Annotated in this window: 21 protein-coding genes; 14 read left to right on the forward strand and 7 right to left on the reverse strand. The window is 61.5% G+C overall.

The features are described 5' to 3' along the window. The first annotated feature begins 15 nt into the window (after positions 1-15). Positions 16-1,140, forward strand: coding sequence for a succinylglutamate desuccinylase/aspartoacylase family protein (locus tag LGM56_RS12805; RefSeq protein ID WP_226204866.1), 1,125 nt, complete (start codon positions 16-18; stop codon positions 1,138-1,140). Between the two features lie 126 nt (positions 1,141-1,266). Here LGM56_RS12805 and LGM56_RS12810 read toward each other — a convergent pair whose 3' ends face one another. Beyond that, complete coding sequence (locus tag LGM56_RS12810) at positions 1,267-2,172, reverse strand: LysR substrate-binding domain-containing protein (protein ID WP_226204868.1); 906 nt, start codon at positions 2,170-2,172, stop codon at positions 1,267-1,269. A gap of 166 nt (positions 2,173-2,338) precedes the next feature. Between LGM56_RS12810 and LGM56_RS12815 the strand changes: the two genes are divergently transcribed. From LGM56_RS12815 to LGM56_RS12840, 6 genes are all read left to right on the forward strand, one after another. Continuing rightward, a complete protein-coding gene (locus tag LGM56_RS12815) occupies positions 2,339-2,881 on the forward strand; it encodes a sugar ABC transporter (RefSeq protein WP_226204870.1) in 543 nt (180 codons plus the stop codon). Between the two features lie 6 nt (positions 2,882-2,887). Next, the gene (locus tag LGM56_RS12820) at positions 2,888-3,214 is read left to right on the forward strand and encodes a hypothetical protein (RefSeq protein WP_226204872.1); all 327 of its coding nucleotides are present in this window, start codon (positions 2,888-2,890) and stop codon (positions 3,212-3,214) included. A gap of 18 nt (positions 3,215-3,232) precedes the next feature. Then, positions 3,233-4,078, forward strand: coding sequence for an MBL fold metallo-hydrolase (locus LGM56_RS12825; protein WP_226204874.1), 846 nt, complete (start codon positions 3,233-3,235; stop codon positions 4,076-4,078). 200 nt (positions 4,079-4,278) lie between these two features. Further along, positions 4,279-5,025, forward strand: a complete 747-nt coding sequence (locus tag LGM56_RS12830) for a glucose 1-dehydrogenase (RefSeq protein WP_226204875.1) — start codon at positions 4,279-4,281, stop codon at positions 5,023-5,025. A 153-nt stretch (positions 5,026-5,178) separates the two neighbouring features. Then, entirely contained in the window at positions 5,179-6,033 is an 855-nt protein-coding gene (locus LGM56_RS12835; protein ID WP_226204876.1) for a DJ-1/PfpI family protein, read from the forward strand. Between the two features lie 125 nt (positions 6,034-6,158). Continuing rightward, entirely contained in the window at positions 6,159-6,641 is a 483-nt protein-coding gene (locus LGM56_RS12840; RefSeq protein ID WP_226204877.1) for a YybH family protein, read from the forward strand. A 100-nt stretch (positions 6,642-6,741) separates the two neighbouring features. Here the strand turns inward: LGM56_RS12840 and LGM56_RS12845 are convergent, their stop codons facing one another. Beyond that, positions 6,742-7,689 carry a GlxA family transcriptional regulator gene (locus LGM56_RS12845; protein WP_226204878.1) on the reverse strand — a complete coding sequence of 316 codons (948 nt, stop codon included), beginning with the start codon at positions 7,687-7,689 and terminating at the stop codon, positions 6,742-6,744. A 165-nt stretch (positions 7,690-7,854) separates the two neighbouring features. Beyond that, positions 7,855-8,838 carry an AraC family transcriptional regulator gene (locus LGM56_RS12850; RefSeq protein WP_226204879.1) on the reverse strand — a complete coding sequence of 328 codons (984 nt, stop codon included), beginning with the start codon at positions 8,836-8,838 and terminating at the stop codon, positions 7,855-7,857. Positions 8,839-9,044: 206 nt separating this feature from the next. Between LGM56_RS12850 and LGM56_RS12855 the strand changes: the two genes are divergently transcribed. Further along, entirely contained in the window at positions 9,045-9,881 is an 837-nt protein-coding gene (locus tag LGM56_RS12855; RefSeq protein ID WP_226204881.1) for an alpha/beta hydrolase, read from the forward strand. A 243-nt stretch (positions 9,882-10,124) separates the two neighbouring features. On the opposite strand, the gene LGM56_RS12860 is transcribed toward LGM56_RS12855, so the two are convergent. Together LGM56_RS12860 and LGM56_RS12865 are read right to left on the reverse strand one after the other, a co-directional pair. After that, positions 10,125-10,673, reverse strand: a complete 549-nt coding sequence (locus tag LGM56_RS12860) for a glutathione peroxidase (RefSeq protein WP_226204883.1) — start codon at positions 10,671-10,673, stop codon at positions 10,125-10,127. A 306-nt stretch (positions 10,674-10,979) separates the two neighbouring features. Beyond that, on the reverse strand, positions 10,980-11,306 hold the full coding sequence (locus LGM56_RS12865) for an EthD family reductase (RefSeq protein ID WP_089499066.1): 327 nt from the start codon (positions 11,304-11,306) through the stop codon (positions 10,980-10,982). A gap of 607 nt (positions 11,307-11,913) precedes the next feature. Between LGM56_RS12865 and LGM56_RS12870 the strand changes: the two genes are divergently transcribed. Beyond that, entirely contained in the window at positions 11,914-13,821 is a 1,908-nt protein-coding gene (locus LGM56_RS12870; protein ID WP_226204885.1) for a DUF3857 domain-containing protein, read from the forward strand. 130 nt (positions 13,822-13,951) lie between these two features. On the opposite strand, the gene LGM56_RS12875 is transcribed toward LGM56_RS12870, so the two are convergent. Then, positions 13,952-14,416: a GNAT family N-acetyltransferase gene (locus LGM56_RS12875; RefSeq protein ID WP_226204887.1), complete on the reverse strand. Its 465-nt coding sequence runs from the start codon at positions 14,414-14,416 to the stop codon at positions 13,952-13,954. 150 nt (positions 14,417-14,566) lie between these two features. On the opposite strand from LGM56_RS12875, the gene LGM56_RS12880 reads away from it, so the two are divergent. The 3 genes from LGM56_RS12880 (at position 14,567) to LGM56_RS12890 (ending at position 17,033) form a co-directional block, all read left to right on the forward strand. After that, positions 14,567-15,229: a GntR family transcriptional regulator gene (locus tag LGM56_RS12880; protein WP_089498778.1), complete on the forward strand. Its 663-nt coding sequence runs from the start codon at positions 14,567-14,569 to the stop codon at positions 15,227-15,229. Further along, on the forward strand, positions 15,213-16,454 hold the full coding sequence (locus LGM56_RS12885) for a dicarboxylate/amino acid:cation symporter (RefSeq protein ID WP_226204889.1): 1,242 nt from the start codon (positions 15,213-15,215) through the stop codon (positions 16,452-16,454). Before LGM56_RS12880 ends, LGM56_RS12885 begins: the two co-directional genes overlap by 17 nt. 174 nt (positions 16,455-16,628) lie before the next feature. Beyond that, a complete protein-coding gene (locus LGM56_RS12890; protein WP_089498780.1) occupies positions 16,629-17,033 on the forward strand; it encodes a hypothetical protein in 405 nt (134 codons plus the stop codon). Positions 17,034-17,417: 384 nt separating this feature from the next. On the opposite strand, the gene LGM56_RS12895 is transcribed toward LGM56_RS12890, so the two are convergent. Beyond that, a complete protein-coding gene (locus LGM56_RS12895; RefSeq protein WP_226204891.1) occupies positions 17,418-17,732 on the reverse strand; it encodes a hypothetical protein in 315 nt (104 codons plus the stop codon). A 201-nt stretch (positions 17,733-17,933) separates the two neighbouring features. Between LGM56_RS12895 and LGM56_RS12900 the strand changes: the two genes are divergently transcribed. Next, on the forward strand, positions 17,934-18,149 hold the full coding sequence (locus LGM56_RS12900) for a hypothetical protein (RefSeq protein ID WP_226204893.1): 216 nt from the start codon (positions 17,934-17,936) through the stop codon (positions 18,147-18,149). 430 nt (positions 18,150-18,579) lie between these two features. Beyond that, positions 18,580-19,587, forward strand: a complete 1,008-nt coding sequence (gene pstS, locus LGM56_RS12905; protein ID WP_226205289.1) for a phosphate ABC transporter substrate-binding protein PstS — start codon at positions 18,580-18,582, stop codon at positions 19,585-19,587. The last annotated feature ends 30 nt before the right edge of the window (positions 19,588-19,617 follow it).

Here is a 19,617-nt window from a genome sequence, read left to right on the forward strand (position 1 = left end):
AGGCCAGGACCAAACATGGAAATCATGGATCTCCCGCTTCCCGATCTCTCGCCCGGGACGCGGATGACACTGCGCGAGTACACGTTCGGCCCGAAGGATGCGGAACATTCCGTCTATTTCCAGGCGGCCTTGCATGCCGGTGAAGTGCCGGGGCTTCGCGTGATCCAGCATCTTCTGGCGAGGTTGGAATCGCTCGAATTCGATCGGGCATTGGCCGGGCGCGTCACCGTCATGACATGGGCCAATCCGGTCGGCATGCAACAGTTCGTCGGCGGAACGCTGACCGGTCGGTTCGACTGGGCGGGCAGCGGCAATTTCGATCGCCGCTTCCCCGATATCGGTTCGGAAGTCGTGCGGCAATTCACAGGCGGAAGCTACCCGACGAATCGCGACGACGCGAAATACCGGTTGATGGAAATGGCCAGGCCTGCCGAACAGGGAAGCGATCCGGTCTCGTATCTGAAAGCGATCTTGCTGTGGCGCGCATTTGCGCACGACATGGTTCTGGATCTGCACTGCGACAAAACTGCCGTGATGCACGTGTACGGCAACTGGGCGCACGAACAACGTGCGGTCTCGCTATCTCGGTGCCTGAATGCTCCCGTGTTGCTTCTCGAGGACAGCGCCGGTGGCAGCACGTTCGACCAGTCGTTTCACGACGCATGGTCTGCTCTCCGGCGATGCGGCCTGCAATGCGGATCGCGACAGGGTTTCGCCGCGGTCGTCGAACTACGGGGCCAGCGGGACGTGTCCGACACACTCGCCGCTTGCGACGCAGGCGCGCTAATCGACTTCCTGAGAATCGAGGGCTTCGTCGTCGACGGCCGACCACCGGCGCACCGCGAGCCTCCTGTCATATCTGCGCTCGAGGCGGTCGATCACCTGAAGGCAACGCGAACAGGGATCGTGACGTGGAGCGCGCCCGTCGGCAGTTTCGTCGCCAGAGGAGCGGAGATCGGCGCGATAACAGCTTTGACGGACGGCCAGGCCGAGTCACGCACGGTGGTGCGAGCAAGCATCGAAGGCATTCTCGTCGCCCGCATGCATGTCCACTTTGTACTTGCCGGCCAGCGGATTGCAATGATCGCGGGACAGGACCAAGTTCCGGGGCGCGTCAGCGGGGCACTTTTGCCGGATTAAGCCCTCTCGGCGCGGCGAGCATCAACGCATCCCGTCTCGCTTACCGATATTGCACTGTGCATCCTGCCAGGTTTAGGCGTTGCGCCATGCGCCAGTTGCGCAGGCCGGCACATTCACCTGTGCCCGTCACGCACTACCGCCCGGCTCCGATCCCCGCGCTTCATCCAGCATCCAGGTCGCGAAGGCCCGCAACGGCCCGTCGGCCAGCTCGATCGGTTCGGGCAGCACGAGGCAGAAGTTTTTCGTCACCGCCTCGCTCTCCGGCCAAGGCGCAACCAGCCGCCCCTGCTCGAGTTCCGCGTCGATGTACAGGCGCGGCACCAGCGCGACACCCAGGCCGGCCAGCGCCGCTTCGATCAGCATCGAATGAAGGTCATAGCGCGCGCCCACCGCCGAATTGGTCAGCACGATGCCGGCCGCCTGCGCATAGGTTTGCCATGCGTCGGGATTCTGTCGCCGATGAAGACGCGGCAGCGCATCCAGCGACGGGTTCGTCCCGGCGCCGGCGAGCAGCGCCGGACTGCAGACGGGCACCAGCACCTCCTCCAGCAGCGGATGCAGATGCATCCCCGCCCATGCCGGATGCTCGAAATGAATCGCTGCGTCGAAACCGCTCCCGGCCAGCAGGAACGGCTCCATCCGCTCGGCGATATGCACGGTGATGTTCGGATGCCGCGCCTGGAAATGTTTCAGCCGCGGGATCAGCCAGCGCGTCGCGAAGGTTGGGATAGCGGCGATATCGAGGCTCGCGCCTTCGATCGGCTGCCCCATCAGGTACAGGCTGTCCCGTTCGAGCCGATCCAGAATCTCGCGAACCTGCACCGCGTATCGCGCACCGTTCGGCGCCAGCCGTACCCGGTTGCCGATCCGCTCGAACAGCGTGACGCCCAGGAACGCCTCCAGCCGGCCGATCTGGCGACTGACGGCACCCTCGGTCCGCGCCAGCTCCTCGGCGGCTCGGGCAAAGCTGCCGTGTCGGGCTGCGGCTTCAAACGCCTGGAGCGCGGAATTGCTTGGGATCTTGCGGGACATGGGCGTCTCGTTGGTCGGAGTGTGTTCACCTTCAGCTTGATCAAATATCACTGAAGGCTGACTTTATTTCGTTTTAAGGCGCGGAATGGCGAGCTTAGCATTACGTTACCGCACTGAACATCACACGCTCCCCGATGGATGTGCATCCTGCCCAAAGGACGATCCCATGATCTACACCGTGGAATGCAGCTTCGCCGACCTCGACAGCGAAGCCGAATGGAACGACTTCTACAGCCTTGAAAAGCTGCCCGCGCTGATCTCGGTCACGGGGTTTCACACGTCGCAGCGGTTCAAGGCGATCACCGGTGGTTGCCCGGTTTATCTGGCGATCCACACGATCGACGGCCTCGATGTCCTGACCGGCGATGAATATCGCCGCAAAGGCGGCGGCAATTTCGCGAAGTGGCAACGACACATCACCGACTGGCACCGGAATCTCTACGGCGATATCGGCTTCGCGCCGGCGGTAACGGACGGTGAACTTCTCGCCCTGAGCGCCGGCGGCCCCGACTCGCTAATTCGATTGGGCCTCCAACCGCTGGCCATGCAGGCCGTTGCGCTGGAGCAGTGTCCCGCGCGCCGTTGGCTCGCCGTCGTGCCACGGAACAGCGCGCAGCTTGTCGAGGCGCTCCCGGAAGGCATTCACCTTTACGCGCCGATGACGGCGCAGTTGACGAGCACACGCGCCCTTTCGATTGCACAGGAGTAGACCGCGATGCCGAACGTCACTTTCTCGATCGATGCGACGCGAATGCCCGCTGACGAAAGCCTTGCCGAGCTGTCGCGCGATTGCGTCGAACTCTGCACGCAGGTGCTCGAGGCTGAACTCAAGAACGTCCACGTCATTTTCCTGGCGGTCCGGCACGGGCACGGACATCCCGTCTTCGCCGACATCCGGTATCGCGTCGGGACGCCTCGCACGCCGGAGGTCATGAACCGGTTCATGGACGCGCTGGATCAGGCGATCGTTCGCCACACCGGCCTCACCGCGCGCATTCGGTGCTTTGGTTATACCGCGTCGACCATTCACGCTCGCAACTAGCCGATTCGGAGCAACACGATGTCCACCCTAACCTTTCCCGTTCAGCCAGTCGGGGATTTCACGATTACCGCCATCAGCGATGGATATCTCACTGCCAGCCTCGACTTCCTGTCGAATATCGATTCGGATGACGCATCAAAAATGCAGCGTGATGCGGGACAGAAAGAGCCGACGGCCGTCCATATCAATTGCTATGTCGTACGCGGAGCGGGCCGCACCGTTCTCGTCGACGGTGGGGCTGGCGGGTTCAGGCAATGGGGTGGCCAGCTCAAAACGAACCTGGTGCTTGCCGGTATCGAACCCGCAGCGATCGACACCATCTTGCTTACCCACGCGCATCCCGATCACGTCGGTGGGCTGGTGAACGGCGCAGGACAGGCCGTGTTTGCACATGCGGAACTGGTCGTGCATCAGCGAGAGGTCAAGTTCTGGCAGGACGACGGAAATCTCAGTCGCGCCAGTGAGCGGGCTCGCGGCAACTTTGCGAAGGCGCGCCAGGTGTTCGATGCCTATGACGACCGACTTCGCCTGTTCGACGACGGACACGTGCTCCCCGGCATCCGCGCGCTGCCGCTGCCGGGACACACCGATGGACACGCCGGATATGTCCTCGAATCCCGCGATCAAGGCCTGCTGGTGTGGGGGGACGTGGTGCATTTCCCGCATATCCAGATTCAGCGACCGGACGTCTCGATTGCGTTCGATCACGATGCGTCGCTGGCGGCTGCTACGCGGTCACGCCTTCTCGATCAGGTCAGCGCGGACGGCCTGCTGATCGCCGGCATGCATCTGGGGGAACTCGGGTTCGCACGTATCAAGCGGACGAGCAGCGGGTATGAGTTGCTTTACGAGAACGAAGGCTGAAGCCACACGTGTACAGAGGGTGCGATGCCGCCATGAGTCACCCATCTGATCCAAGTGGCGTTTTTTGAGGGTTATACGACCTTTGCGCCATCCGCTTCGCGTTCCATACTGCACGTGGAAGATCGAGCAGGGAAAAGCTCAAACGCCATCGCGTCTTGCGCTTTCGGCCCGATCAATCACGACGTAGAAAGGAGCAGAAGATGAGGCTTAAAGACAAGTCGGCGTTGATCACCGGTGGTACCAGTGGCATCGGTCTTGCCACCGCGAAGCGTTTCATTGCGGAAGGCGCCCGCGTCGCGGTGACGGGCCGCGACGAGGCGGTGTTCGAGCGCGTGAGGGCCGAACTCGGCGAGCATGCGCTCGTTCTCAAGGGCGATGTCCGTTCGCTCAACGACATGCGGGCGATTGCCGCCGCAGTCGGCGAGAAGTTCGGCGGCCTGGATATCGTGTTCGCGAACGCCGGCTGGGCGTTCCCGTCCGCAGCCAACGATATCGACGATGCGCTCTACGACGAGATCATGGACATCAACGTCAAGGGCGTGGTGTTCACGCTTCAAGCGGTGCTGCCGCACTTGCGAGAGGGTTCGTCCTTCATTCTCAACACCTCGTTCGTCGCGCAGACCGGCAAGCATGGCATCTCGTTGACGGCAGCCGCGAAGGCCGCCGTGCGATCGCTTGCCCGCAGTTGGTCCTACGAGTTTCTCGACCGGAAAATCCGCTTCAACGCAATCGCGCCCGGTGCGATCGACACGCCGCTGCTGACCAAGTGGGGCATGCCGGACGAATGGGTTCGCGACCGCAAGGCCGAGTTCGCCGACGCCATTCCGGTGGGCCGCATGGGCAACGTCGAGGACATCGCCAACGCCGCGCTCTATCTCGCCAGCGACGAATCCTCGTACGTCGTCGGCACCGAACTGGTCGTCGACGGCGGCGCCTCGCAGCTTTGAGCGCGCGGCGCCCGATTCCGGCGCCCTGCGTGTCATCGCGGCTCATCCACCTATCTGACCTCACGTCCGCCATGCTTTGGGTCGCGGCGGCTATTTCATGCGGCCCAGCCTGGTAACGCTCGCAGCAGGGCCGACCTGCAAGGAGAAATGATCTTGACCGACAATAGCGAAAACAATGCTTCCGGATCGCCGCTCACTCGAGCCGGCCGTTCACGCCGCGATGTGCTCAAGTTCGGCAGCATCGCGACGCTCGGCGCCGTCCTCGGCGGCGGCGCCCTGATTGGTCACGCGCCCCCTGCGCTGGCCCAGACCGTCAATGACGGCGCACTTGCCCCGAACGATCCGCTCGATATCCTGATCGTCAATTACGACGGCGGCACGTTGCTCGACTTCGCCGGCCCCAGCGAGGTCTTCCACCGGCTACCGAATACGAACGTTCGCTACGCGACCCTCGATGGCGGCAACGTGACGCTCGAATTCGGCGTCGTGTACGGCAAGACCGAGCGGCTGGCCGATATCGACAAGACGGACGTGCTGCTGGTCCCCGGCGGGTCCGATCTGTCGGTGCCGATGCGCCCCGCGTATCAAGCGCAGATCCGGCGCCTGGCGGAAAGCGCCAAGCACGTGACGTCCGTCTGCAACGGCTCGCTCGTGCTGGCCGCAACGGGCATTCTCAACGGCAAGCGAAGCGCCTGCCATTGGGCCTTCGTCAACAAGCTGGCCGAATACGGCGCCATTCCCGTGCCCGATCGCTTCGTCGAAGACGACAACGGCCGATTCATGAGCGGCGGCGGCGTGACGGCGGGCATCGACTTCGCCCTTCGCGTGGCGGCGAAGCTGCGCGGTCGACAGGCCGCCGAACTCACTCAGCTCGTGATCGAATATGATCCCGCGCCGCCGTTCCACTCCGGCCATCCGAGAGACGCGCGGCCGGAAATCATCGCGATGGTCGACAAGAAACTGCCCGGTGCATCCAGGGGGCTCGCCCGCGTCCCAGGCGTTCGTTGAATCGCTTGCAGGCAAGGTGGGCCAATCCATCGAAAGACTGCGATGAACACCGCGACCGACATTGCCTGTTTCATCCTTCAACTTTCGTAGTCCTTTTCATTCAATCCATGCACGGAAATCACTCGATGCAAAAAACTCGTATTTTCACTGCTGCTCTTGCAGCCTGCGTCACCTTTTTCGCGTTTGCCGCGCCAGCGACTGCCGGTGGTTCGCCACGTCCGCCCGAAGCGGCCATCAAGGCCGAGAATGCGCGATGGGCGGATGCTTTTGCGCGAGGGGATTACGAGGCGATCGGCCGCCTCTACACCCGCGACGGCACGCTCTTGCCGCCCGGAGGCGACAAGATCACGGGACGCAGCGCGATCGTCGGGTACTTCATCAAGGGGTATGCCGGATCGAAGCCTGCCACCGTATCGTTCAGCAATGACGAGTTCTACGGTAACGACCGGGTCGTGACAGAGGTGTCGGATGTGGAGGTCCACGACCACGACGGACAACTCAAATTCCGCGGCAAGCAGACGCTCGTCTTTCTGAAAGAGGGCGGCGCATGGAAGTTGCATCGCGACATGTGGAACGATGACGGCCCGCTGACGGCGGATGGCCATTGAGCGTCTGGCGAAATGCATGGCGATCTACCCAAAGCGCCGCTAGTCCGTTAGAGGAACTTCGGCCAGGCAGCGCGTAGATCGGCCGGCTGACGCTGGTCGATCAGCGCGCGCCGTTCGATCGGCTCTCGCGTCGAATCGCTTGCGGCGGGTGCCCATGCAGTTTGATAAAGGCCCGCCGCATCCGCTCCGGGTCGGTGAACCCGACCGCCAGCGCAATCTGTTCGATCGGTTCGCTGCCCCCCTGCAGGCGCAGCCGCGCCGCTTCGACACGCAAGCGCTCGACCGCCTTCGCCGGTGTTTCTCCGGTTTCCCGGCGGAATGCGCGTCCGAACTGCCGCAGACTCAAACTTGCGGCCTCGGCGAGCCGCTCGACAGGCAACGCTTCCGCCAGGTGTTCCCGCGCAAAATTCAGCGCGATGCGGATGCGATCCGATTCCGGCTCCATTTGCGACATCGCCGAAAATTGGGACTGACCGCCCGGCCGACGATACGGAACCACCAAAAGCCGGGAGACAGCGCGCGCAACCTCCGCGCCCAAATCCTTTTCAATCAGGCCGAGCGCCAGGTCGATGCCGGACGCAATGCCCGCCGACGTCCAGATGCGCCCCGCCTCGATATAAATGCTATCGCCCTCGACCTTGGCGCGCGGAAAGCGCGACTGCAATTGAGCCGCGTATCGCCAGTGCGTCGTCACGCTCACGCCGTCCAGCAAGCCGGTTTCCGCAAGCAGAAACGCCCCCGTACACACGCTTGCCACCCGCGCAGCCTTGGCGCCCAGTTTTCTGGCGGCGGCGATGTTCTCCGGCGTCTGCATCGGCTCGATGTCACCGCCCACGAAAATGACGGTGTCGAACATGCGCCTTCCGATCGGCTTCGTGTCGGCCGACAGGCCCGTATTGCCGGGAACCGGGCCGCCGGACCGCGAGATGACGTGGAGATCATAGGGCGCGTGGCCCGCCGCCGTGGCGACCTGATTGAAGGCCGACAGTGGCCCGCCCAGATCGAGCGCATCGTAGCCACGGCAAACGAAGAATCCGATTCGATGCATGACGAAGTCGTTAACTGAAAATCCCGTAAAGTCGCATTTTACGAGGAACCCTCAAATAGCGCCATTCAGCCGGAAATGAGGGAATTACGTCGTTTACGTCGTGATCGATTGTCAGTATGGCTAACCGCCGACATCTGCCGGGCCAGGATGACAGCCAGCCCCACCCTACTCCGCATTCACCTTCCGCCACTGCATCGGCGACATCTCGTACCGTCCTCGAAACGCGCGACTGAACGCCGCTTCCGACGTATACCCAACCCGACCGGCGATGTCCGAAATCGGCGCACGGCCGTACCGCAACAACTCCGCCGCCCGATCGAGGCGCCAGGTCGTGAGATAGCTCAACGGCGCCTGCCCCACGACACGCTGGAACCGGTCCGCAAACGCCGACCGCGACAGATTCGACAACTCGGCAAGATCATTCACGCTCCACGCCCGCCCGGGATCGGCATGAATGGCCGACATCGCCGGGTTGATCCGGCCGTCGATCGCACCGGACAGCCACCCGTGCCCTGCCGCCCCCTCCGTCGCCCAGGTGCGCAGCAACTGGACGAAGATGACGTCCAGCAATCGGGAGATCATCGCGGCGGCACCCGCGCGCGGACTCAACGCCTCGTCGAGGATGAAATGGCAGCTCAGCTCCAGCCACTCGAACGGCCGTTCGCGCAACCCTTTCAGCACCAGCACCGGCGGCAGCACCGACAGCAACCGTTGCGACAGCACGCCGTCGAATCCGAAGTCGCCGCACAGCCAGGTGGTGTCGCCGCTCCCGATCGTCAGGCGCTCGCGATCGTAGTACTGTGGCGCGAGATCCGTGACGAGACTCGCGGAACGGCCCGGCCGGTCGGAAATGACATGACCGTGGCCATGCATCAGCATGACCAGGTCTCCCTGCGACGCGTGATACCGATCGTCGAGCCCCTCCACTTCGATCGCCACGCTGCCGCTGCGGATGATGTGCAGCCGATACTTGCCGGCGGGAAAGCGCAATCCGAAAGGCGCCGATGCCGCGCACGTGAAGACCGTGTTGCCGCGGATGCGGATCAGCTCCAGCACGTCGGAAAAGGCATCCCGCTTGAAGGCGAACGGATCTGCGTCATCGTCCAGCACCGTCGGCGTTTGAGCAAAGAATTCCGGCTTTTTGGCCATGTCGCGTACTCGGATGGTCTTTATGATGGACACATCATTCACGCTGAACGACGCCGGTGTCAAAGACTATTCTCAAGGTGCGTGGCATTCGGCAATCGCGTAGTACCCCTTGTTTCGTTGCTGGCGAGCACGGGGCAGACGGCTCCGGAAATACCGAGGTCTCACGAGCGTGATGTTCGTCATCCAGCGATCACAGGAGCACGGATATGAATCCGGAAACGCGTACCGACACGGTTGTACTGATTCACGGCCTGTGGATGACGCCGTTGTCGTGGGAACATTGGGTCACGCGCTACGAGCAGCGCGGCATGCGCGTCATCACGCCGGGATATCCGGGTGTCCAGCCGGGCACGGCCGGCGTCGAGGCGCTCCGCCGCGACCCGTCGCCGCTGGTGAATCTCGGCGTGCGCGAGATCTTCGATCACCTGGCCCGAACCATCGCCGCACTCGACACCAAGCCGATCATCATGGGGCATTCATTCGGCGGCGCGTTCGCCCAGCTTCTTCTCGACGCGGGCTACGGCTCGGCCGGCGTCTCGATCGACGGCGCCGGGGTGAAAGGTGTATGGGCGTTGCCGTTCAGCCAGATCAAGGCGGCGTTCCCGGTCCTGCGCAACCCGGCCAACGTGCATCGCGCGGTGCCCATCACCGAGCAAGAGTTTCACTATGCGTTCACGAACAACCTGAGCCTCGAGGAATCGAAGAAGGTCTATGACCGCTACGCGGTGCCCGTGTCGGGGCGGATCCTGTTTCAAGGCGCGTTCGCGAACGTCAACCCGAATGCCCCGACGCGCTACAACTTCGCGAACGACGAGCGCGCACCGCTGCTCTTTATCGCCGGCGGCAACGACAACATCCTGCCGCCTGCTGTTCAGCGCGAGAATTTCGAAAGGAATGCGAAGGGCTCGCGTGCGATCTCGGCGTACAAGCTGTTCGACGGCCGCAGCCACTACACCTGTGGCGAGAAAGGCTGGGAGGAGGTTGCCGACTTCGCGCTCGACTGGGCGCTGGCGCCTGCGGCGGGGGATCTCGGCACGCGCTGAGTTGTTGGTCAATGGCCCAATTCCCGAACGGTATCGGGCAACGTCAACAGGCCATTGAACGACTTGTCGGTCTGACGCATTCTCCGGTTCGCCAGTCGACGCAGGCACCCCGGCGCGCTCCGTTTTCAACGTGCGAGTGGCAAGTCGGCAGACATGGTGTTGGATTGCCCCGTGCTGGCACCCTCGACAACGGGTGCAGGTCAGGCAATCCGTTCCGGCACGGCACGCGTCACGCGCGCCGGCTTACGCGGCCTTGGCCAGCTCCGCGTCGATGGCAGCGACCAGCTTCGGGTCGTCCGCGGTCGTATCGGGCGAGAAACGCGCGACCACTTCGCCCGTGCGGCTCACGAGAAACTTCTCGAAGTTCCACAGCACCTCGGGCGCCGGGTTCGGTTGAATGCCGTAGCCTTCGAGGCGCGCACGGAACGGGCCGTCACCGGTCGCCTGCGGCTGCGCCTGGGTGAGCGAGCGATAGAGCGGATGCTTGTCGTCGCCGATCACGGAGATTTTCGAGAACAACGGAAACTTCACGCCGAAGGTGCCGGTGCAGAACGACTGGATCTCCGCATCGGTGCCCGGCTCCTGGCCCTTGAAGTTGTTGGCGGGGAACGCCAACACTTCGAGACCTTCCGCGCGCTTGCCTTCGTAGAGCGCCTCAAGGCCTTCGTATTGCGGCGTCAGCCCGCATTTGGACGCCACGTTCACCACCAGCAGCACTTTGCCTTCGTAGGAACGCAGGGTTGTTTGCGCGCCGTCGATGGCGTTGACAGGAATATCGTAAATCGTGCTCATGTCTGCATCCTTCAATTGATCAAATCGGTTGGCGAGCCGCAGGAATCGCGGCGTATCGCGTTCAATGGAAAACCTTGGACGTCGGTCAGCAAAGGCGCGTTGTCGACGCTCGTGATCTGCGCGTGGCAGAGCCCTATCCTACTGCGATCGGTCAACTTCCTGCTTGCCGGCGCGGGCCGCGGGGTCCAACAGGCGACCTGGAAAGGACCAGGCTTCGATACAACGGCAGAATGGCTGCATAAGCGTCGCCCCGTTGCCGGGGTACGCCATCAGCGGATGCGGCGCTTGGCGATATCCGAACCGTGGTCAGACTTCCGAACGCTCCACTACCACCTCACTGATTTGAAGCACGGGCTGTATATCCGTGTAATTGGCGATGTCGGCCATGATCTCCCGCGCGTGCGGGTCGCGGGCCGCCTCGAAAGCTTCGACCGACGTGCAGACGAAGTCGCACTTGGCCACGTAGACAGGATCCGTGCCCGGAGCGCCGCCGGCGATGCCCTTGTCGACCGTGTAGTACAGACATGCCGCACCGAGCCGCTGCTTCACCATCGGCATGTGCTTGTCGCGGTAGTAAGCATGATCGAATCGCGCGCCTGGGGCGTACGGGTACATGACACTGACTTTGATCATCGGGTTCTCCTGTTGCTGCATGGGAATCGAGGCGCCAACGCTCGCGAGACGACATCGAGGCTGCCGAGATCGGGCGTGGCGAACGCTTCTTGCTGAATAGGCATACTGACTCTCCCGATTGCGCGCCGATGAGCCCGTCTTGCCGTTTTGGCGGCACTGAGTGTACAACGGGGCGAATGGCCGACCTTTGCGCAGTTTCGTTCGGGACGCAGGAAAGCCAGGGCCAACAAAACATCTTCCCGCTCGGATACGTTGCGTGGCGCGATGCCGCCGGGACCATTCACCAGTCGGTAGCTTACGATTTTCAAGCGATGTTCAATTGCCACCGAAGCGGGGGCTTTCAAATGGTTGGGAACACGCGATCCGACAAGATGGCCCGTCCGTCGAAATCCGTGAAACAGCGCGCGCTCCGCATCCGGCTACGACATGTCGCGGATGCTGGCGACATGGCTTGCAATCAACCGACAACTTCCTGTCGATGCAGACAAGACACGCGCAAGTCAATTTCGCACGCGCACCGCGATTCGTAGCGGCATGCTCGTCGTCGTGGTAGTTTCTTGCTTCCCGCCTCGCAAGAGGAAAATAAGAAACCACGAGGGCAATCCACATGCTGATTGCGCGAGACGGCCGATCCATTTCAACCGGCTGCATGCGACTGTCATACCTCGCGGTAGCGGTAGCCGGCATGCACGCTGCTGCCGCTTTTTCCGCTGATTTCTCTCCACCCGCAATCGTCTTGTCCGACGACACGGTCTACACGGTGAATCGCGACAGTTCGTCGATTCGTGATCAATCCAGGTCGATCCGGATAGAGACGGAACAGGGCGTCAGGTCGTACGGTCAAGTTTCGTATCGATATAGCCCCGAGTTGCAGAAGTTCGACGTGGTCGAGGCTTACACCACCACGCGCGACGGCGTACGGATCGACGTACCGCCCAATGCAATTTTCACTCGTCAAAGCGCGTCGAGCATCCACGCCTCCACCTTCGACGACAATCTCGTCAAGACGATCGTCTTTCCTGGCGTAGAACCTGGCGCGACCGTGACCATGCACACGCGCGAGACGCAGGTCACGCCGCTTTTCCCCGGCAATTTCTCGGCCGACGACACGTTTCCGAACAACAAGCCGATCCAAAGCGCCAGCATTACGATCAATGCGCCGTCCTCGATGAAGCTGTATACGGATGTCGTCGACATGCAGGGCGGACGGGTTGCAACCGATGCCGACGGCCGGCAAACATGGCGCTGGACGATAAAGGATGCAGCTGCGCAGCCACTCGAAGCCAATGCGCCGAGCATCGACGATCGCAGCCCGCGGATCGTGGTCACGACGTTCCCGGGTTACGCGGCGCTCGGGCAGGCATACGCCGCCCGTGCGCAGCCGCAGGCGACCATTACGCCCGACGTGCAAACGCTGGCCGACGAAGTCACGAAGGGAATCGCCGGCCGGCGCGATCAGGCAGATGCGCTCTATCAATGGGTCAGCCGAAACATCCGCTATGTCGCCGTGTTCCTCGGTTTCGGCGGTGTCGTTCCGCATAGCGCACAAGACGTCTTGCATGCACGCTATGGCGACTGCAAGGACCATACGACGCTGCTGCAGGCGCTGCTGGCAGCCAAAGGGATAGCGAGCGACACGGTGCTCGTGAACGCGGACAGCCGCTATTGGCTGCCTTCGGCCGCCAGTCCGTTGGCCGTGTTCAATCACGCGATCACCTACGTTCCCGAGTTCGATATCTACCTTGACTCGACAGCGGGCACGGCGCGATTCGGCACGCTTCCTTTCAACGAGCAGGGAAAGCAGGCGTTGTTGACCGGCGTCGGCAATGGGCAGTCTCGCTTGGTCGTCCTTCCCGTTGCACGCCCCGATGCCGACACGGTGACGGTCACTACGCACGTCGCACTCGACAAACTCGGCACCGTTCGTGGCGATAGCGAAGTCAAGAACGGCGGCGAATATGACTGGGTCGCGCGTTCCATATTCTCCCGGCTGCCGGCTGGTTCGGAACCGGTGTTTGCGCAGGCGTTTCTGACTGCGAGCGGGTTGGACGGCACCGGCCGCTACATCCATGGCGACATCAATGATCTCTGGATGGCGTTTTCGTTTTCCAGTGTGTTCGAACTACCGGACTACACCGCGCTCCCTGGCCCCGGCGCCATGCGCGTCCCAAGGGGATTGGGCGGCCTCAACACGATATCCAGTGCCATTGACGGGGTAGGTTCGGCCAGGCGCAAAACTCCGTTCCTGTTCAAGGCAGGACACTTCAGCGAAATCACGAAACTGGAATTGCCGGCCTCGATGAAAGTGTTGAGCCTGCCCAAGCCCGTCACCGTCACTTCGCCGTTCGGGACTTATGCGTCGTCCTATGCGATGGAAGGCAGAACCATCAGCGTGACCCGAACGCTTGATTTGACATCGAAAGTGCCGTATCTGCAGCCGGACGAATATCCCGAGTTCGGAAGAATGGCGACATCGATCAAGCGTGACCTTGCAGCGCAGATCGTCTATCAATGAGCGGTTTTGCGGCGCGACAAACCCAGCGGCCAACGTGCCATGAAGAGGCACTGAGATTGAGATGTCGAATGGCACTGGACTAGACCACGCATAAACCATCTGGTCGTCTGACGTCAGTAGCAACCGAAAATCAGCCCGCGATCTGGCGCTGCATGAGATAGAACCTCATGTCGTCGCGCCTCTGCATTGAAACCGGTTTCGGATCGCGATTAAAGCCGAGTATTTCATAAAATGGGTATGCCGATTCCCGCGCCGTACACCAGAGCAATAATCCACGCTGATCGCGGACATAACGAATGGATAGATTGACCAGAAGGCGTCCGAATCCCAGACCACGCACCGATGGATGGACGGCCATGCCGCGAAGGCGCCAGGCTTCAGCGTTCAAAACACCGGATTGTCCTTCTTGACACACCGACGCCACCGCCACAATGCCGTCGTTATCACGCACGGCAAAGTGCCTTGTCGTCGGGGCGAGGTCTCCGGGTAGCGCACTCCCTTCTTCATCTCCGGCCATCAAGATCGCGGCCCGGAGGGGATAGGTTTCTTCCGCGCGAACGGCGCAGATGGTAAAGCGCACATCTTGTGAAGTCATCTAATTGTCGGCTCGCTTCATGACGCGGATAGTCTTCCGGTTCGCTTTCAGCATACCCACTCGCAAAATTATCAGTTGCCGGGCGTTACCAGTAAGGGTAATTTCCTATCCGTTATCTCTTTTTCAATCATACGCTAACTGCGATCACAGATGACGTCGAAAGTCTCGACAGATGCAGAGCTTGCCTACGACGAGATCCGATCGAGGATCTTTGACGGCCGCCTTGCGCCTGGGCAGAAAGTATCCCATCGAGGACTATCGGACGAACTCGGTTTCGGCCAAATGCCTGTGCGCAGCGCATTGCATTTGCTCGAGTCCGAAGGGCTGGTTGTCGTGATCGAAAAGAGTGGGACCTATGTCGCTTCGCCAACTACGAGTGATCTCCGCGAAATTTTTGAAATGCGGCTGGCCCTCGAGAGTACAGCGGCGTTTCTTGCAGCCAGGTCGGGCGTAACGGCAGACCTTCGCGACGCGGCAGAGAAAATGCAGGTGCTGATTGACCAGGACGTCGCGGACATCATGCTCGAGCAACGTGTTGGTTGGGTCTTTCATCAAGCGTTGTTTGCTGCAGCAAGGAACATCCGAATCTCATCGGCGTATGGTCTATTGCGAGCCCAAACCTTGGCGCTGAACGAACTCCCGCGTAGCGACGCCGAAACCGTTCGGCGCGGCACGATCGAGCACCTGAAAATCTTTCACGCAATCGAAGCAAACGACGGCGAGCTTGCGCGTCAGCATATGTGGAATCACATCGTTGACGGCACGCCCGCACGGATAAAACTACTCAAGGCGCGGCATGAACACGAAAAATAAAGGGCTTTCCCTCCCGCTGCAAATGCTTGGCGGGCTTGTCCTGGGCGTCGCTTGCGGCGTATTTGCTCCTGGTTTTGCCGGGAAGCTGGGCTTTCTCAGTGCAATGTTCGGCCACGCGATCAAGATGGTCGTCATGCCGTTGATCTTCCTGTCGGTCACGGTCGGTGTCTTTCGTGCGGGCCGACTGCGCGAACGGCTCGGAAAAGTCGCACTATCCAGCATCGTCTTCTTCGTTTTGATGACTGGCCTGGCTGCGTCACTCGGCCTGCTGCTCAACTTCGCATTTCGACCGGGTCTCGGTGCGAGCCTCACGCACTCCGGATCGATGCCCGCAGCCCTCGCATCCAGCATCGACTGGACGAAATTTCTCGTTGATTTGATCCCCGCGAACATCGTCGCTGCGCTCGCTGCAGGGAATTCTCTCCCGGTGCTCGTTTTCGGTGTCATTTTCGGTGCCGCATTGGCGGCTGCCCCGGAGCGTGCCGAGCCCGCGATTGCCGTTTTCGAGGCGCTGCTGTCCGGCCTGTTCAAGATGACCCAGTGGGTGATCGCATGGTCGCCGCTCGCGATCTTCGCCGCGATCGCGCAGTTGCTGTCGGCCAAGGGCTTTGCCGGCGTGCACTCGCTCGTCGAGCTTCTGGGCGTGGCCTATCTCGGCATGGCGATTCTGGCGGTGGTACTCACCCTCGTCATTCGCGTCGCCGGTCAGTCGCCTCTCGCCGTTCTCAGGAAAGTGAAGGAACCGCTGATCCTGGGTTTCACGACGCGGTCGTCCGAAATTACCTACCCGTTGCACCTGAAGAAGCTGGTTGAATTCGGCGTTCCCCACGGCGTGGCGTCCACGATCTTGCCGCTCGCCTATATTTTCAATCGCGACGGCGCGGTCCTCTACACGGCCCTCGCGGTCGGCTATCTGGCCGACGCCTATCATCTCGCCTGGTCCTGGCCGCTGGTGATCACGATCTTGATTTTGACGATCATCACCATCGACGGGGCTGCCAATGTGCCCTCCGGAGCGATCGTCGCCATCACCATCGTGCTGACGTCGATCGGGTTGCCGGCCGATGCGGTGCTGCTGCTGTTGGGCGTCGACGCCTTTTTCGACATGGGGAGAACCGCCCTCAACGTCTACGGGAGCACGGCGGCGGCAGCTGTGGCGGTGAGACTTTCCGGTTCGGAGGACCGTATCGCCGCCGAAACCGCGACGCGTCAGGCGAGCGTGTGAGTGATTCGGAAGCGACGGGCACAGGGCGCTTCACTGTTGCGCCCGCCCATTGCGAGGCGCCGGGGCACATCCACTCGAGCATCCAGGTACGACGACGAGAACAGGATTGGATGATCGTTCGTTTCCATTGATCTTCGGTTAGCAGAACGACGGATCTTTTGCAGGAGAAACAGTATGGTTGGTTCAGAGTCCGCAGATTATTTCATGCTGCGCCTAGGCACGCCGCATCCGACATGGGCGTTGACCGATGACAGCAACGTGATTGGCATCGGCAATTGTGACGGCGTGGTGAGTGCCCTGTTCGAGCTGGATCGCAACCAAATCGCGCGGATTAGAGCATTGGGCCAATCGGTGGAGAGAATCAGGTGTATTTGCGACCGCGCGGGCCGGGAGCTGCACTTTTATCTCCACGGCAGACAGGTGTCTCCCGGCGTCTGGGCCGGAGTCGCGTCGGCCGATCCCGACTATCTGCCGACCGCCGCGATGATCGCAACATGGACAGTACCGACGAAGCCCTGCGATGCCTTCAAGTTTCCGAGCGTGAGTGCACGTCCGGTCGCATCCGTTAGCCCAGCCTAAACTGCGATCACAGATTATTGCGCAGGATCGAGCCGGGTAAGCCCCGACTGTCGGGGCCGATCGTTTGACATGCTCGTCCGGCTGCTCGCGCACACCGTTCAGTGCCTTTGGTTCTGGCACACTCAACCTCGGATCGCCAGGACCACTTTGCTGGCCAGTTCACCGGCCAGCGCTTTTCATTCATGGGTATTCGGTCATCGAGCGACGCCCTTTCATCGCGAAGCTCAAGCACGAGACTACGCGGAAGCCTGCAAAACCATCCCGCCAATACTGCAGCAATCCCTGCGCCGCACGTGACAAGACGCAACGCGTGAAGCTCGCCAAGCCCCACGCCCGTCCGCTCCAAGACCGAAAACTCCGCTCTCTTCAACCGCCCTGCGGCGCTCACCGCATCGCCGCCCAAACCCCCTGCTCGCCCCGAGCGCCACCGGTTCGAACAAAATCCGAAACATTCAGCGAAACCGTGTCGGCCTTCGCCTTTGAGCGCGTCTTTCGCGCGACTGCCAGGATCGGCGTCAAATGCTCGTAAAAGCATTCGAGCTGTCGTGCGTCAGACGCCAGTCGCTCAAGGTCGCACGCCTTCTCGAGAATCAATCGAGCAATATGAAAACGCTGAAGGCCGTGGCCGACCCGAATCTGAAACACGACGCCATCGCTGCTATGCGGCACCCCCGCCCACACAAGCGAACTGCGATCCATAAAGCCTCCGAAATATCCCAATCGTCACACCAATATGCCAGCCATCTCCGACGTTGCATATTTGTATTTCAAAATTGTGGCGTTTCACACATTGGCATTTTCGTAAAACACGAATATTGCGCCGCAGCAAAAGTGCTCGTAGACTGGGTTCGCGCGTCCGATGTAGTTGCCCGCAGTCGTCCCATGACGGGAGAGCACGCGATGACGACTTCTTCACCAGCACTGAACCCAGCACCCCCTGCGCTCCACGTGTTCCAGCAAGATGGCGGCTGGCACTGGGGCATCACGGTTCCTCGCTCCGCGGGATCCGGCTTCAAACTGATCGCATTCAGTACCGACATCTTTTCCACGGAAGACACCGCACAACGCGACGGCGATCGGGCGTTGGCCTCCATTGTGGCCAGTGATGTGCATTGAATCTGGCGGATCGGGCCATTGCGCCTTCCTTGAATTTTCACAGCCAACTGCAATACTCCTATCACCCTTCGTTGCGGGACCCTTTACCGCGCACGATGACGGCCTTCGTCCCTTGTCTGACCTATCCGATCGTCGGTGACGATCCAGCCCAGCCGGTCGCTGCCTGCGGCCTCGGTTGCGGTACGTTGCAATCAGGCTCCCGGCGAACGTCATACGAGAAAAATGCGGCACTGAGGCTGCTGCACCCACGCAACGGCGCATCGTGCTCGAAAGCAATCGAGAAACGATCATTGCCGCGGTCAATCGACAGGCGTTGCCGAAAGGCGGCCCGCAGACCCCACCCAACCAGTCAGACTGCTCGACCGAGGCCTGCGTGCGGGCCGGCATGCCGATAGCAGACAGGAGGCGTTACGTGAACATCCGAATCTTGATGCCCTGCACCCTGATTCTTGTTGCCCTCCATGCTCACGCGGTAGATATCACCGGCGCAGGCAGCACGTTTGCAGCACCGATCTACGCAAAGTGGGCCGATGCGTACAAGAAGGCGGGCGGCGGCAAGGTCAACTATCAAGGCATCGGCTCGTCGGGCGGCCTGAAGCAGATCAACGCGAAGACGGTCGACTTTGCCGGTTCGGACGCTCCGCTGAAGGATGACGAGCTCGCGAAGGCCGGCCTGTTCCAGTTCCCGACGGTGGTCGGGGGCGTGGTGCCGGTCGTCAACGTACCGGGCGTGAAGGCCGGCGAACTGACATTGTCGGGCCCGGTGCTCGCCGACATCTACCTCGGCAAGATCAAGAAGTGGAACGACCCGGCAATCGCCGCGCTGAACCCGAAGGTCAAGCTGACGGACACGGACATCGCCGTGGTTCGCCGCGCTGACGGCTCGGGCACGAGCTTCATCTGGACGAACTACCTGTCGAAGGTCAACGACGAGTGGAAGTCGAAGGTCGGCGAAGGCACGACGGTCAACTGGCCGACGGGCACGGGCGGCAAGGGCAACGACGGCGTGGCAGCGTTCGTGCAGCGCCTGCCGGGCGCGGTCGGCTACGTCGAATGGGCGTACGCGAAGAAGAACAACATGGTCTACACGGCTCTGAAGAACTCGACGGGCACGGTGGTCGAGCCGAAGACGGAAACGTTCAAGGCCGCTGCTGCCGGCGCGAACTGGTCGAAGTCGTTCTACCAGATCCTGACGAACCAGCCGGGCAAGGAAGCATGGCCGGTCGTCGGCGCGACGTTCGTGCTGCTGCATGCAACGCAAGAGAAACCGGCACAAGGTGCGGAAACGCTGAAGTTCTTCGACTGGGCATTCCACAACGGCAGCCAGGCCGCCACGGAATTGGACTACATCTCGCTTCCCGAATCGGTGGTGTCCGAAATCCGCTCGCAATGGAAAACGAAAATCAAGGATGCGTCCGGTAAGCCGATTGCAAACTGAGGAGTCCGGATGAGATGCGCAATCGCCCGC

Origin of the sequence: Burkholderia sp. AU38729 (genome assembly GCF_020419725.1) — a bacterium.
In the GTDB taxonomy this organism is placed as follows: Bacteria; Pseudomonadota; Gammaproteobacteria; order Burkholderiales; family Burkholderiaceae; genus Burkholderia.